14 protein-coding genes are annotated in these 13,886 nt (G+C 63.6%); 3 read left to right on the forward strand and 11 right to left on the reverse strand.

The features are described 5' to 3' along the window. Position 1: 1 nt before the first annotated feature. Positions 2 to 907 carry a polyphosphate kinase 2 gene (gene ppk2 / locus FJ418_RS04035; RefSeq protein WP_140863756.1) on the forward strand — a complete coding sequence of 302 codons (906 nt, stop codon included), beginning with the start codon at positions 2 to 4 and terminating at the stop codon, positions 905 to 907. Positions 908 to 1,030: 123 nt separating this feature from the next. On the opposite strand, the gene FJ418_RS04040 is transcribed toward ppk2, so the two are convergent. From FJ418_RS04040 to FJ418_RS04050, 3 genes are all read right to left on the reverse strand, one after another. After that, complete coding sequence (locus FJ418_RS04040; RefSeq protein WP_140863758.1) at positions 1,031 to 1,780, reverse strand: enoyl-CoA hydratase-related protein; 750 nt, start codon at positions 1,778 to 1,780, stop codon at positions 1,031 to 1,033. Positions 1,781 to 1,791: 11 nt separating this feature from the next. Beyond that, on the reverse strand, positions 1,792 to 2,430 hold the full coding sequence (locus FJ418_RS04045) for an acyl-homoserine-lactone synthase (RefSeq protein WP_140645276.1): 639 nt from the start codon (positions 2,428 to 2,430) through the stop codon (positions 1,792 to 1,794). A 98-nt stretch (positions 2,431 to 2,528) separates the two neighbouring features. Further along, positions 2,529 to 3,260 (reverse strand): LuxR family transcriptional regulator, encoded by a 732-nt coding sequence (locus tag FJ418_RS04050; protein ID WP_140659408.1) that lies wholly within the window; start codon positions 3,258 to 3,260, stop codon positions 2,529 to 2,531. A 279-nt stretch (positions 3,261 to 3,539) separates the two neighbouring features. Here FJ418_RS04050 and FJ418_RS04055 point away from each other — a divergent pair, with 279 nt between their 5' ends. Further along, on the forward strand, positions 3,540 to 4,361 hold the full coding sequence (locus FJ418_RS04055) for a transporter substrate-binding domain-containing protein (protein WP_140864074.1): 822 nt from the start codon (positions 3,540 to 3,542) through the stop codon (positions 4,359 to 4,361). A 14-nt stretch (positions 4,362 to 4,375) separates the two neighbouring features. Here the strand turns inward: FJ418_RS04055 and FJ418_RS04060 are convergent, their stop codons facing one another. Then, positions 4,376 to 4,789 (reverse strand): tellurite resistance TerB family protein, encoded by a 414-nt coding sequence (locus tag FJ418_RS04060; RefSeq protein WP_140645278.1) that lies wholly within the window; start codon positions 4,787 to 4,789, stop codon positions 4,376 to 4,378. Positions 4,790 to 4,944: 155 nt separating this feature from the next. On the opposite strand from FJ418_RS04060, the gene FJ418_RS04065 reads away from it, so the two are divergent. After that, the gene (locus tag FJ418_RS04065; protein ID WP_140863760.1) at positions 4,945 to 6,594 is read left to right on the forward strand and encodes a lysine--tRNA ligase; all 1,650 of its coding nucleotides are present in this window, start codon (positions 4,945 to 4,947) and stop codon (positions 6,592 to 6,594) included. Here FJ418_RS04065 and FJ418_RS04070 read toward each other — a convergent pair. From FJ418_RS04070 to FJ418_RS04100, 7 genes are all read right to left on the reverse strand, one after another. Beyond that, on the reverse strand, positions 6,557 to 7,414 hold the full coding sequence (locus tag FJ418_RS04070; protein ID WP_348643079.1) for a thermonuclease family protein: 858 nt from the start codon (positions 7,412 to 7,414) through the stop codon (positions 6,557 to 6,559). The two genes, FJ418_RS04065 and FJ418_RS04070, sit on opposite strands and share 38 nt — an antisense overlap. A gap of 11 nt (positions 7,415 to 7,425) precedes the next feature. After that, entirely contained in the window at positions 7,426 to 8,067 is a 642-nt protein-coding gene (locus FJ418_RS04075; RefSeq protein WP_140863764.1) for a helix-turn-helix transcriptional regulator, read from the reverse strand. A gap of 124 nt (positions 8,068 to 8,191) precedes the next feature. After that, positions 8,192 to 8,428 (reverse strand): hypothetical protein, encoded by a 237-nt coding sequence (locus FJ418_RS04080; RefSeq protein WP_246682934.1) that lies wholly within the window; start codon positions 8,426 to 8,428, stop codon positions 8,192 to 8,194. A 214-nt stretch (positions 8,429 to 8,642) separates the two neighbouring features. Further along, complete coding sequence (locus FJ418_RS04085) at positions 8,643 to 9,185, reverse strand: thioesterase family protein (protein WP_140854195.1); 543 nt, start codon at positions 9,183 to 9,185, stop codon at positions 8,643 to 8,645. A 13-nt stretch (positions 9,186 to 9,198) separates the two neighbouring features. After that, entirely contained in the window at positions 9,199 to 11,418 is a 2,220-nt protein-coding gene (locus FJ418_RS04090; protein WP_140863766.1) for a 3-hydroxyacyl-CoA dehydrogenase NAD-binding domain-containing protein, read from the reverse strand. A 15-nt stretch (positions 11,419 to 11,433) separates the two neighbouring features. Continuing rightward, positions 11,434 to 12,642 carry an acetyl-CoA C-acetyltransferase gene (locus FJ418_RS04095; RefSeq protein WP_140645285.1) on the reverse strand — a complete coding sequence of 403 codons (1,209 nt, stop codon included), beginning with the start codon at positions 12,640 to 12,642 and terminating at the stop codon, positions 11,434 to 11,436. Positions 12,643 to 12,675: 33 nt separating this feature from the next. Continuing rightward, complete coding sequence (locus FJ418_RS04100; protein ID WP_140863769.1) at positions 12,676 to 13,848, reverse strand: acyl-CoA dehydrogenase family protein; 1,173 nt, start codon at positions 13,846 to 13,848, stop codon at positions 12,676 to 12,678. Between the last annotated feature and the right edge of the window lie 38 nt (positions 13,849 to 13,886).

Raw genomic sequence — 13,886 nt, forward strand, 5'->3', positions numbered from 1 at the left:
GATGAAAAAGGCCAAGGAAACGGCTGAAGCGGTGCCGGCCACCGCACCGATCAAGATCAAGATCGGCGGCAAGGAGCGCGAGTTCGACATCGACAATCCGGTGCTCCCGGACTGGATCGAGGACAACAAGCTCACCGCCGGCGGCTATCCTTACGACAAGAAGATGAAAGGCGAGGAGTACGAAAAGGAACTCGAGTCTCTGCAGATCGAACTGGTCAAGGCCCAGGCCTGGCTGCAGGCCACCGGCAAGCGGGTGATGGCGCTTTTCGAAGGGCGCGACGCGGCCGGCAAGGGCGGCACGATCTTCGTGCTGCGGCAATATTTGAACCCGCGCACGGCGCGCAACGTCGCCCTGACCAAGCCGACGCCGACCGAGGCGGGGCAATGGTATTACCAGCGCTATGTCGACCATTTCCCGACTTCGGGCGAGTTCGTCACCTTCGACCGCTCCTGGTACAACCGCGCCGGCGTCGAGCCGGTCATGGGGTTCTGCACGCCGGAGCAGCACGAGAAATTCCTCGACGAGACGCCGCACTTCGAGCGGATGATCTCCAACGAGGGCATCCATTTCTTCAAATTCTGGCTGAACATCGGCCGCGAGACCCAGCTCGAACGGTTCCATGACCGCCGTTGGTCGCCGCTGAAGAACTGGAAGTTCTCGCCGATCGACATCGCCGGCGTCGGCAAGTGGGACGACTACACCAGGGCGCGCGACCAGATGATCGAGCGCACGCACAAGGAGTTCTCGCCCTGGATCGCCGTGCGGGCCAACGACAAGCGCCGCGCCCGGCTCGCGGTGATGCAACGTATCCTGCTTTCCCTGCCCTATGACGGTCGCGACCTCGAAGCCATCGGCAAGCCCGACAAGAAGATCATCGGCGAGGGACCGGAATTCCTGAAGGACTAGTGCTTTTCCCCGTTTCATGGAAACGGCGAAACGCCTATCTCTTTGTTTTTACGCAGTTCCGGACGAATTACAGCGCCGCGCGCCTTTCGGCTCGCGCGGCGCTGAGGTTTTTAAGCCAGGCGCTCAGGCAGCCAGGCGGGCGATCCGCTGCAGCCGCTTCAGCGTGGCGTCATCCTGAAGCGCCTGCTGGAACAGCGTGATCTCGTGGTCGATGCGGTCGCACAAGACGTCCGTGTCGCCCTTGAGCAGGCTGCGCGTCTGCAGCAGGGCCGCCACGGGCTTCTTGGCCAGCTGTTTCGCCCTCGCCAGCGTCGCTTCCTCGGCGCTGCCTTGCATCACGATCTCGCCGACCAGGCCGAGCGCCTTGGCGTCTTCGACGCCCAGCGTGTCGCCCAGGCAAAAGAAGCGGAAGGCGCCGGCATAGCCGAGCTTCTGTGGTGCCAGGATGCTGGTCGCCGCGTCCGGCACCAGGCCGAAATCGACGAACGGCACCCTGAAGGTGCTGCCCCGGGAAGCGATCACCATGTCGCAATGGAACAGGATGGTGCAGCCGACACCGACGGCGTCGCCGTCGACGCAGGCAAGGACCGGCTTGGGGAAGGTCGCCAACATGCGGAACATGTCGGTGACGGCGGCGATCAGCTCTCGGTGCTTGGTGGCGTCGAGGAACTCCGAGAAGTCGCCGCCAAGGCAGAAGCATCCGGCAAGGCCGCGCAGCATGACGACGCGGACCTCGTCATTGACGGCTGCCTCGTGCAAGGTCCTGGCAAGGCTCGCATAGGCATGCCTGTCGAGCACCGGCCGGCCATCATGCGAGGACACGGTGACGACCAGCGTATGGCCGCGCAATTCCGGTTCGGGATGGAAACTCATGACCGCCTCCATCACGAAGCCTGCTTGAGGCCGAGCAGACCGGGATAACCCCGGTTCAGCACCGGCAGGTGGTGGTTACGGCGGGCCCGAACGACATCGAGCGTATGCTCGGTGAAGGTGAGCAGCGTCGCCACGACCTGCTGGTTGCCATAGGTGCGCTGGTAGCCGAGCGGCTTTGCCAGGAAGTGCAGTTGCAGCGCCCGCAGCACCCACATCGGCTCGAACTCGATGATGACCTGATTGACGGAGCGCTTGAGGCCCCATTCGACGAAGCCGGCGATCAGTTCGGTGCCGACCGTCGAGACGCCGCGCTTGCCGTCGCGAAAACCCGGAGCCACCGCGTAGCGGGTCAGTTCCCAGACATTCGGCCCCGAGGGAGACGGTCCCTCACAGAGATCCGACAGCACGTCCGTGAGCAGATGCGGCCGTGTGGTCGGCAGCATCCGCTGGTAGCCAGCCAGCTCGCCGTTGCGGATGACGAGGTGGTGCTCGGCCTCGTCATGATCGAACTGGTCGATCTCGAGCTGGTCCGGACGATCAAGATCGGTCCATCCCATCTCCTCGACGAAGATCTTGTAGCGCAAGCGATGGACCGCCTCCCAGAGGTCGGGACGTTCCATCAATTCCTGAGTGGTAAGGGCAAAAAGCATTAGCCGTCTCCTAGGCTTAAGAGGAAGATACGGCCGTGATGTCCCTTAAAATATTGCGCGAATGCGCAGGCAAGAATTTCTAGGTCGGCACGGCCGACCTAGCTAATATAGCCACGTCTAATCGCCTCCGCGACTGCCTGCACCCGGTTGGCTGCGCCCAGTTTGCTCTTGGCGTTAAGAAGATGTTTCTCAGATGTGTGTTCCGAGATGCCTAAAATTTGAGATATCTCCCATTCAGACTTGCCGACTGCGGCCCATTGCAGGCATTCCCGCTCACGCGCCGTCAATTCTATGTGATCGATGACGCTCTCGGCCTTGGTGTGCAGTTGCATGGCGCGGCCGATCGCATAGGTCGATGCGAGCGACACCATTCCGAATTCCGCATCCGACAAGTCAACGGATTCGCCACCCAGCGAGACCATGACGATCTGGCCGTCGAGCGTGACCAGCGGAAATGCCAGGCCGTCGCGCAGCTTGAACTCGCGGGCGTCGCCCATGACTTCGTCGCTGCTCTTGTCGATCAGGGCGTTTTTTGAAGCGTCCCGCCATTGGAACGGCGCCTGAAGCTGCTTCATGTGACTGACGACCGGATCGTGGTCGACATAGTTGCGCGCCACATAGCGCTCCAGCCAATCGCCGGGCCAATCGCAAAGCATCACATGCTGTTTCTGCCGGCCACGCGGCGTGCCCGGCTGCGGCACGGTTCCCGCCATCAATGCGGTCAGGCCGAAGTTCGAGGTGACGCCGAGCAACCTCTCGCAGACCGCGGCCGCGGTGCCAGCATGCTGCAACTGGTCTATGTATTCCAGAGTTCTGTCAAACAGGCCCATCGCAACATCTACCCCATGTTGCTTCTATTTTTCTCATTGCCGACGGTAGATGCCCGAACACCCCTTCGCCATCAACCTCGGGTCGCAATTGCCTCAGCAAAGCCGGTAGCTTCCCCCTTCCGGCACGCAGGTCACTTGCAAACACGCCGAATCATACGCTTAATTCGGCCGCCTGAAATCAAAAACCGTTGTGCCTGCCCCATTTTCATACGAAAAGCCGAGGAACGGGGACAGGCGCGGAGCCATATCGTGATCTTGCGGTGGATATTTCTGGCCCTGATGTCGCTGGTGGGCGGCGCGTTGCTTCTCGCCGATGCGACTCAGGCGGCGGAGCCGCAGGTGCCGGTGCTGTGGGACGCCAAGGAGCGGCTGCCGAAACCCGACCTCTCCGCGCTGCCGCGGCTCAGATTCCTCACCACCACCGATTTTCCGCCCTTCAACTTCCTCGATGGCGCTGGCCGGCTGTCGGGTTTCCACATCGATCTGGCGCGGGCGATCTGCGCGGAACTGGACGTCGTCGAGAAATGCCAGGTCCAGGCCTTGCCGTGGAACGAACTGGAGGGCGCTCTCCAGAAAGGCGAAGGCGAGGCCATCATCGCCGGCATCGCCGCGACGCCGGAGAGCCGTGAGAAATACGCCTTCTCGCGCTCCTACATGCAATTTCCAGCCCGCTTCATCATGCCCAAGGCAAAGGCCTTCGCCGAGCCGATCCTCGACAAATTGCGCAGCAAGCGGGTCGGCGTCGTCGCCGGCTCGGCGCATGAGAAAATGCTGCGCGATTATTTCAACACCGTCCAGGTGGTGACCTTCGACACGCCGGAAGACCTCTATGCCGACCTCAAGGCCGGCAAGATCGACGCCGCCTTCGGCGACGGCATGCGCTTCGCCTTCTGGCTGGGCGGTTCGGACGCCGCCGGTTGCTGCCGCTTCGCCGGCGGTCCGTATCTGGCGCCCGAATATCTGGGCTCGGGCATGACGATCGCCACCCGCAAGAGCGACACCGCGCTTGCCGCCGCCTTCGACTATGCGCTGCAGGAGATCTCGATCAAAGGCAGCTTCGCCGAGTTCTATCTGCGCTATTTTCCTGTCAGCTTCTTTTAAGTCTGCAGCCTTCTTCAGGTGAGCGTGCGCAGGCGGGCTTTCGCCGCACGCGCGATCGCGGCGACGGTCAGCGTGTCGAGGTCGAGCTTGAGGCGGATGAGCTGCAGCACCCTGACTTCCTCCATACGCATTTCGAGATCGACGGCGGCTACTTCAAAGGCAGCGGCATAAGCAGTGTCGCGCAGCCGCTCGGGTAGCGCTTCGGAGACGCGCGCCAGCACGCCTTCCAGCCCGTCCTTGTCGTGCAGCGCCTTCTGGCAGGCCTGCGCCACCGCAATTAGCCTGTCCTGGTTGAAATCGACGAAGACCGGCCAGGAGCGGACGACATCGCCGATCCGCGCCAGCTCGACATCCGTCATGTCGCGATCGGAAGCCGACGTGATGACCATCAGGTGGATCAGGGCTTCGTGCGGCGTCAGCAAAGGCATTCAAAACTCCTTGAAAGTGAGGCTCGAACGTAAGAGCGCGATTGTGGCGCCGCAAGGAAAACCGCCGCAAATCGTTGACGCTCCGATCTCGCGCGCCTAGAGACCGGTCGACAAACCTTATCCGCCGCACAGACGGCCATGACTGGAACTTTGACATGACGGGATCAAACATCATCGATCTCAATCCCGAGATGCTTGCCGCGGCGGCCGAGAGCAAAGCCTGGCCGTTCGAGGAAGCCAAGAAGATCATCGCCCGCTACAAGGGCAAGGATTTTCCCGAAACCGTGCTGTTCGAGACCGGCTACGGCCCGTCCGGCCTGCCGCATATCGGCACGTTCGGCGAGGTGGCGCGCACGACCATGGTGCGCCACGCCTTCCGCGTGCTGACGCAGGACAAGGTCAAGACCAAGCTTCTGTGCTTCTCCGACGACATGGACGGCATGCGCAAGATCCCGGAGAACGTGCCGGACCGCGCGGCGCTGGAACCCTGCCTGCATATGCCGCTGACCTCGGTGCCCAATCCGTTCGGCGGCGACTATGCGAGCTTCGCCGACCACAACAACGCGATGCTGTGCCGTTTCCTCGATACGTTCGGCTTCGATTACGAATTCGCCAGCGCGACGCAGTATTACAAGGCCGGCCGCTTCGACGAGGTGCTGCTGCGCGCCGCGGAGCGCTATGACGAGATCATGGGCGTGATGCTGCCGACGCTCGGGCCGGAGCGCCAGGCGACCTACAGCCCGTTCCTGCCGATCTCGCCGAAGAGCGGCCGCGTGCTCTACGTGCCGATGATAAATGTCGACGCCAAGGCCGGCACCGTCACCTTCGACGACGAAGGCACGGAGACGACGCTGCCGGTCACCGGCGGCCATGTGAAGCTGCAGTGGAAGCCGGATTTCGGCATGCGCTGGGCGGCGCTCGGCGTCGACTTCGAGATGTTCGGCAAGGACCACCAGACCAACGCCGGGATCTACGACCGCATCTGCAACATCCTCGGGGGCCGCGCGCCGGAGCATTTCGTCTACGAGCTGTTCCTCGACGAGGAAGGCCAGAAGATCTCGAAGTCGAAGGGCAATGGCCTGACCATCGACGAATGGCTGACCTACGCGCCGACCGAGAGCCTCGGCCTCTATATGTACCAGCGGCCGCGGCAGGCGAAGAAGCTCTATTTCGACGTCATCCCGAAGGCGGTTGACGAGTATTACGCTTTCCTTGGCGCCTATCCGCGCCAGGACTGGAAGGAGCGGCTCGGCAATCCTGTATGGCACATGCATGACGGCAACCCGCCGGCTATCGACCTGCCGGTACCGTTCGCGCTGCTGCTCAACCTGGTGAGCGCCTCCAACGCGCATGACAAGGCCGTGCTGTGGGGCTTCATCTCGCGGCACGCGCCGGGCGTGACGCCGAAGACGCATCCGGAACTCGACCGGCTGACCGGCTACGCGATCCGCTATTTCGACGACTTCGTGAAGCCGACCAAGGTCTACCGTGCCGCCGACGAGATGGAGCGCGAGGCGCTGGCCAAGCTTTCCGACGCGCTCGGCGCGCTGCCGCAGGGCGCCGACGGCGAGGCGATCCAGAACGCGGCGCTCAACGTCGCGCGCAAGATCGAGCGCTACCAGGACCACTCCAAGCAGAGCCCGGAAGGCGGGCCAGGCGTGTCGGTCGCCTTCTTCCAGATGATCTACCAGGTGCTGATCGGCCAGGAGCGCGGGCCGCGCTTCGGTTCGTTCGCGGCGCTTTACGGCATCGCCGAGACACGCGCGCTCATTGAGCGGGCGCTGGCTGGTCAGTTGGCGGCGTAACGTCGCCGCCATCGGCCGGCAGGATCGAATCCGGTGCAACCGGCGCCGGATCTGACGCGGCCGGCAGCGCCGGCAGACCGTCAAGCTCAGGCGCCGAGCCGAAAATACCCTTCCTGGCCGTGCGGGCCTTGTTCTCGGCCTCGACATAGGGACCGCCTTGCGCGGCGCGTGCCCAGCCATTCTCGACCAGCCACTGGCCGACGTCCTGATTGCCGATATGGCATTCAGCGGAAATGGTGTCGCGGCCGCCCTCGGGCGGCACGGTGCAGGCGACCGCCCGGCCACGCAGGAAAGCGCGGAAGGCTGTCCTGGCGCGCGCGCCGCAGGCCCAGCTCTTGCCCTCGTCGGCGCAGGTTTCGTCCGCCTTGACGACATCCACGCCGGACACTGCGACCGCATAGCCCTTCGACTCGATCAGCCCGGCGGCGATGGCGACCGGCTGGAACAATTTCGTGCCGTTCCAGTCGCCTGGCATCTTCGTTTTGGGCGGCTTGGGCGGCCCGGCCAGCGCCAGATCGCTGAGCGGCGCGCGCGGTTCCACCCGTTCGAGTTCGTTGTCCGAAAGAGCGGGCGGCGCCACCACTTCGGGATCGATGGCCCTCGAATGAACCGGTGGCTGCGGAGTGGCAGGCGCGGGAATGGCCGAGGTCGCCGGCTCTTCCGGCGGCGTCTCAGTGCCTGGATCTGCAAGCGCGTCCGGATCGATCTGATCCACCGCGATCGTGCTCTCATGGCCTTTGATTGCGCGCCCGCCGGTCACGACGAGCGCCGCCATGACCGGAAGCGCCAGAACCGCCAGGGCTGTTTGAAGAAGCCGCACCGGTCCGGGACCTACTGGCTCGCCCAAATGATGCGCGCCACCCATTCGATATCGCGCGCCGGGATGTCACGGTCCGGGTGGGCGGGGTTCAGCGAAACCAGCACGATCGATTTCACCGTTTGCCGATCGAGCACTTTGGCCATCACCTCGCCGGCGGTGGTCTTGACCACGACACGATCGCCCTTGCGCGTCGGCGCGCCCGGTTCGACGATCAGCACGTCGCCGTTGCGGTAGAGCGGCAGCATGGAATCGCCCTGCACCTGCAGCGCGTAGGACGTCTCGGTCGCCCGCGCCGGAAGCTCGACCAGATCCCAGCCCTGCCCCGCCGGATAGCCGGCATCGTCGAAGAAGCCCCCCGAGCCGGCCTGGGCGAAGCCGAGCAACGGAACCGCGCTGCGATGTTGGGCGACGGAAGCCCCGCCGCGTCCTTCGACCAGTCCGGTGAATTCCTCCAGCGAAGCGCCGGTGGCCTCGATGATCTTGGCCAGCGATTCGGTCGAGGGCCAGCGCGGCCGGCCGTCGGAGGACAGACGCTTCGACTTGTTGAAGGCCGTCGAATCGAGGCCCGCACGCCGGGCAAGGCCGGAAGCCGAAAGCGAATAGCGCTCGGCGAGAGCGTCGATTGCGGCCCATACGCGGTCGTGTGAGAGCACGCGCGCTCTCCTTCAGAACAGGAAAAAATGCCTCAAGCCTGTCTAGCGCGCGACCACACCATTGTCCATCGGCGTGGCCGATGGACATCGAGAAATCTGCGTGGCTTTCGCGTCCTTACGCGACCTATCCGATCCCGGCCAAAGCCTTGGGCAGGCCCTTCTTGAGTTCCTCCGCATTCATGACCGGCACGAAATCCACGGCGGCATTGAAAGCCAGGAAGAACCGCTCGCCGAAATGAGGCATGTCGGAACTGTCCTTTATATCGACGAACAGGTAAGCCGTTCGTTGACCTTTTTCGGCGGTGAAATAGGCGGCCTCCGGCTTAAGGTCCGACAGGGTATGTTCGATGAACTTCGCCATGCTGCCGTCCTTGAGTGCCTTGTTGCCTTCGACGGTCGGAACGGAAATTCTCAACATCATGCGCATGATGATCGCTCCCGTGGTCAACAGTTTTATTAGATAAAACTAATATATCATCCAAATCCTTCGCCAAAAAGCCGACGACGCCCGCGCCTGTAAAATGTGATCCAAGCCGTTGTTGACCCGGCAAGTCGGACTGACCACGTCAGCGCGATCAGGCGGCCTTGGCCTGTTCGCGCAAATTCCGGTGCGAAAGCATGAAGGCCCGCTCGGCTTCGGTCGGCGGGCGTGGACTGGCGGCGTGGCCGAGCGCCGCGACGACCTCGTCGATGTCGAGGAAGCGGCGGCCGCCGCGGTCATAGACGCCGCCGGTGGTCAGGATCAGCGCCGCCGTCTCGCCGCCATCGAGGACGAAACGATGCCTGCCGATGACGGAGGTGCCTTCCCAGGTCTCGATCGATGAGACCACCTCGAAGCGGCGCCACAGCTTGATCTCGCGTACATAGGCCACCTGCAGCCCGCCGATCATCGGCGCCCAGCCATTCTTGCGTGCAAGCGCGATAAGGCCGACGCGCAGGAAGATATCGATGCGGCCGAGATCAGCCAGCATCATGTAGCGGGCATTGTTCAGATGCAGGTTGAAATCGATGTCGATCGGCAGGCAGCGGAAGGCCAGCCGGCTTTCGTCGCCGACCCGATAAGGGCCACGGCTCGCCGCCGTGGCCATGGTGCGGGCCATTCGCGCCCAGACATACATCCCGGCTTCGTTGTCAGGCCGCCTCTCTGACCTCACCCTTCTGGTAGGGGTCGAAGCGCTGGTAGAAGGTCTCGCCCTTCTCGGCCATGTCGAGCAGAAGCTTCGGCGCCTTGAACTCGGCGCCGTATCTCTTCTGCAGGCCCTTGGCGATCTTGACGAAACGCTTGGCGCCGATGCCGTCGATGTAGGACAGCGCGCCGCCGGTGAAGGGCGCAAAGCCGAAGGCGAGGATCGAGCCGACATCCGCCTCGCGCGGATCGGTGACGATGCCCTCTTCCATCACCCGCGCCGCTTCCAGCGCGATGGCGACCAGCAGGCGCTGCTTCAGTTCCTCATAGTCGACCTTGTCGGGGTTGAGCTGCGGATAGAGGTCCTTGAGGCCCGGCCACAGCTTCTTCTTCGCCGGCTTGGCCGGATAGTCGTAGAAACCCTTGCCGTTCTTGCGGCCGAAGCGGCCATGCGTGTCGACCATGGTGTTGATCAACGCCATCTGCCTGGGATCGACGGCCTTCTCGCCGAGATCCCGGATGGTCTGCTTCATGATCTTCTGGGCAAGGTCGACGGCCGTCTCGTCGGTCAGCGCCAGCGGGCCGACCGGCATGCCGGCAGCCTTTGCGGCGTTCTCGATCATCGCCGCGGGCACGCCCTCGATAAGCATCTTGTAGGCTTCCGACATGTAGCGCAGCACGCAGCGGTTGACGTAGAAGCCGCGCGTGTCGTTGACGACGATCGGAGTCTTCTTGATGGCGCGCACGAAGTCGAAGGCGACGGCCAAGGCCTTGTCGCCCGTCTTCTTGCCGAGGATGATCTCGACCAGCATCATCTTGTCGACCGGCGAGAAGAAGTGGATGCCGATGAAATTCTTCGGCCGCGCCGAGTTCTTCGCCAGAGCGGTGATTGGGATCGTCGACGTGTTCGAAGCGAAGATCGCCGACGACTTCAGCACCGCTTCCGCCTTCTCGGTGGCTTCCTTCTTGACGCTCGAATCCTCGAAGACCGCCTCGACGACGAGATCGCAGCCGGCAAGGTCGGCATAATCCGCCGTCGGCGTGATCAGCGACAGGAGCTTGTCCTTGTCTTCCGGCTTGGCGCGGCCCTTCTTGACCTGATCGGCCATCAGGCTGTCGGAATGCGCCTTGCCCTTCTCGGCCGACGGCAGGTCGCGGTCGAGCAGCACCACCGGAATACCGGCGCGCGCGGTGACATAGGCGATGCCGGCGCCCATGAAGCCGGCGCCGAGGATGCCGATCTTCTTGAACTTGGTCTCCGGCACGTCGGCCGGCCGGCGCGCGCCCTTGTTCAATTCCTGCAGCGACAGGAACAGCGAGCGGATCATCGCCGCCGCTTCCTTCGACTGCATGATCTCGGTGAAATAGCGCTGCTCGATCCTGAGCGCCGTGTCGAAGGGCACCAGCAGGCCTTCATAGACGCATTTCAGGATAGCGGCCGCAGCCGGATAATTGCCGTAGGTTTCGCGGCGCAGGATGGCAATCGCCGGCGGCCAGAGATTGGCGCCGGCGGCCGAATAGATCGGACCGCCGGGCAGCTTGAAACCCTTCTCGTCCCAGGGCGCCACCGGCTTCAGCCCGTTCTTGATCATCGCCTTGGCGGCCTCGACGAGTTTCGAAGGCTCGGCGATCTCGTGGATCAGGCCCATCGCCTTCGCCTTCTGCGGCGTCAGGTTCTGGCCGGTGGTCAGCATCTGCAGCGCCTGCTGCTGGTCGGTCAGCCGCGGCACGCGCTGGGTGCCGCCTGCACCGGGGAAGATACCGATCTTCACTTCGGGAAGCGCCATCTTCACCTTGTCGGAATCGGCGGCGACGCGGCCGTGGCAGGCGAGCGACATCTCGAAGGCGCCACCCATGCAGGTGCCGTTGATCGCCGACACAAACGGCTTGCCGCAGGTCTCGATCTTGCGGAACAGGCCGGTCATGTAGCCGGCATTCTCGAACAGCGCCCTGGTCGCCTTGTCGAGATCATTCTCCTTCGCGGCAGCGAAGGTCGCCAGCATCTTCTGCAGCATGGTGATATCTGCACCGCCGGAGAAGCTATCCTTGCCGGAGGTGATGACGGCGCCCTTGATGGCGGCATCGCCGGCCACCTTATCGACGATGTCGTTGAGCTCGCGCATCACCTCTTCGGTGAACACGTTCATCGAGCGGACCGGCATGTTCCAGGTGATCAGCGCAATGCCGTCGGCGTCGGTGTCGAGGGTGAAATTGGTATAGGTCATCTTCTTCTCTCCCCGTCAGACGCGTTCGATGATGGTGGCGGTGCCCATGCCGGCGCCGATGCAGAGCGTGACCAGCGCGGTGTTGAGGTCGCGACGCTCCAGCTCGTCAAGCACCGTGCCCAGGATCATGGCGCCGGTGGCGCCGAGCGGATGGCCCATGGCGATCGCCCCGCCATTGACGTTGATCTGGTCATGCGGGATGTCGAAGGCCTGCATGTAGCGCAGCACCACGGAAGCGAAAGCCTCGTTGAGCTCGAACAGGTCGATGTCCGACTGCTTCATCTTGGCCCGCTTCAACAGCTTCTCGGTGACGTCGACCGGACCGGTCAGCATCAGCACCGGTTCCGAGCCGATGTTGGCGAAGGCGCGGATGCGGGCGCGGGGCTTCAGTCCCATCGCCTTGCCGGCCTTCTTGGAGCCGAGCAGCACGGCGGCGGCGCCGTCGACGATGCCGGAGGAATTGCCGGCGTGGTGGACGTGATTGACCTCCTCGACCTCGGGATGCTTCTGCACGGCGACCGCGTCGAAGCCGCCCATTTCGCCCGGCATGACGAAGGACGGGTTGAGCGAGGCCAGAGACTGCATGTCGGTCGAGGGCCGCATGTGCTCGTCATGGTCGAGAATGGTGAGGCCGTTCTGGTCCTTGATCGGGATCACCGAATTCTTGAAACGGCCGTCGGCCCAGGCTTTCGCGGCGCGCTTCTGGCTCTCGACGGCATAGGCGTCGACGTCGTCGCGGGAAAAGCCGTATTTGGTGGCGATCAGGTCGGCCGAGATGCCCTGTGGCACGAACCAGCCGGGCAGGCCGACGGAAGGGTCCATGAACCAGGCGCCGCCGGACATGCCCATGCCGACGCGCGACATGGATTCGACGCCGCCGGCAATGACGATCTCGTCCGCGCCTTGCGCGATCTTGGCGGCGCCGAAATTGATTGCGTCGAGACCGGAGGCGCAGAAGCGCGAGATCTGCATGCCAGGTGCCTTTGTGTCGTAGCCGGCCTCGAAGGCCGCGGCGCGCGGAATGACGGAGCCAGCCTCGCCGACCGGGTCGACGCAGCCGAAGATGATGTCGTCGACAGTGCCGGTGTCGAGCCCGTTGCGGTCGCGCAGCGCCTCGAGCGTCCTGGCGGCGAGCCTGACCGCCGGCACCTCGTGCAGCGAGCCATCCTTCTTGCCCTTGCCGCGCGGCGTGCGCACGGCGTCATAGACGTAAGCCTCAGTCATTTTCGTGCTCCTTGGCTTTGCCGGCCGCCGCGCTCAGAGAGAGCGCCCGATCAGCAATTTCATGATTTCGTTGGTGCCGCCGTAGATGCGCTGGACACGGGCGTCGCGGTACATGCGGGCGATCGGATATTCATTCATGTAGCCATAGCCGCCATGCAGTTGAAGGCATTCGTCGACGACTTTGCCCTGCAGGTCGCTGAGCCAGTATTTGGCCATCGAGGCGGTCACCGGGTCGAGCCCGCCATCGATGTGGCGGGCGACGCAGTCATTGTAGAAGACGCGGCCGATGGTCGCCTCGGTCTTCAGTTCGGCCAGCTTGAACTGGGTGTTCTGGAAATCGATGACGGCCTTGCCGAAGGCCTTGCGTTCCTTGACGTAGTCGATGGTGAGCGCCAGCGCCCGCTCGATCATGGCGATCGCGCCGGTGCCGATCTGCAACCGCTCCTGCGGCAGCTGCTGCATCAGCTGGACGAAGCCTTTGCCCTCCTCGTGGCCAAGCAGGTTCGAGGTCGGCACGCGCACGTCGTTGAAGAACAGCTCGGAGGTGTCGTTCGACTTCAGCCCGATCTTGTCGAGATTGCGGCCGCGCTGAAAACCCTCGACCTCGTCGGTCTCGACGACGATCAGCGAGGTGCCCTTGGCGCCCTTGTCCGGCTCGGTCTTGGTGACGACGATGACCAGGTTGGCGAGCTGGCCATTGGTGATGAAGGTCTTCGAGCCGCTGATCTTGTAGTGATTGCCGTCCTTCTCGGCGCGGGTCTTGACGCCTTGCAGGTCGGAGCCGGCGCCGGGTTCCGTCATGGCGATGGCGCCGATCAGCTCGCCGGTCGCGAGCTTGGGCAGCCATTTCTGTTTCTGCTCCTCGGAACCGTAATGCAGGATGTAGGGTGCTACGATCGAATTGTGCAGCCCGATGCCGAAGCCGTCGACGCCGACATGGCCGATCGCCTCGATGATGGCGCTCTCATGGGCGAAGGTGCCGCCCGAGCCACCGTATTTCTCCGGCATGGAAGCGCAGAGCAGGCCGGCGGCCCCGGCCTTCAGCCAGCTCTCGCGGTCGAACATCTCGTTCTTCTCGAACTCGTCATAGCGCGGCGCGATTTCTTCCGACATGAAGCGGGACGCCATGTCGTAGAGCATGCCGACTTCGTCCGCCGCCCAGGCGGGCTTCGGCAGGCCAAGAATTTCGGCTGGATTTGTCGCCACGATTTCCTCCGCGTTCCGACAATTGTGGGCCGGCGGTG

The sequence above is a fragment of the Mesorhizobium sp. B2-8-3 genome, from assembly GCF_006440815.1.
Taxonomy (GTDB): Bacteria; Pseudomonadota; Alphaproteobacteria; order Rhizobiales; family Rhizobiaceae; genus Mesorhizobium.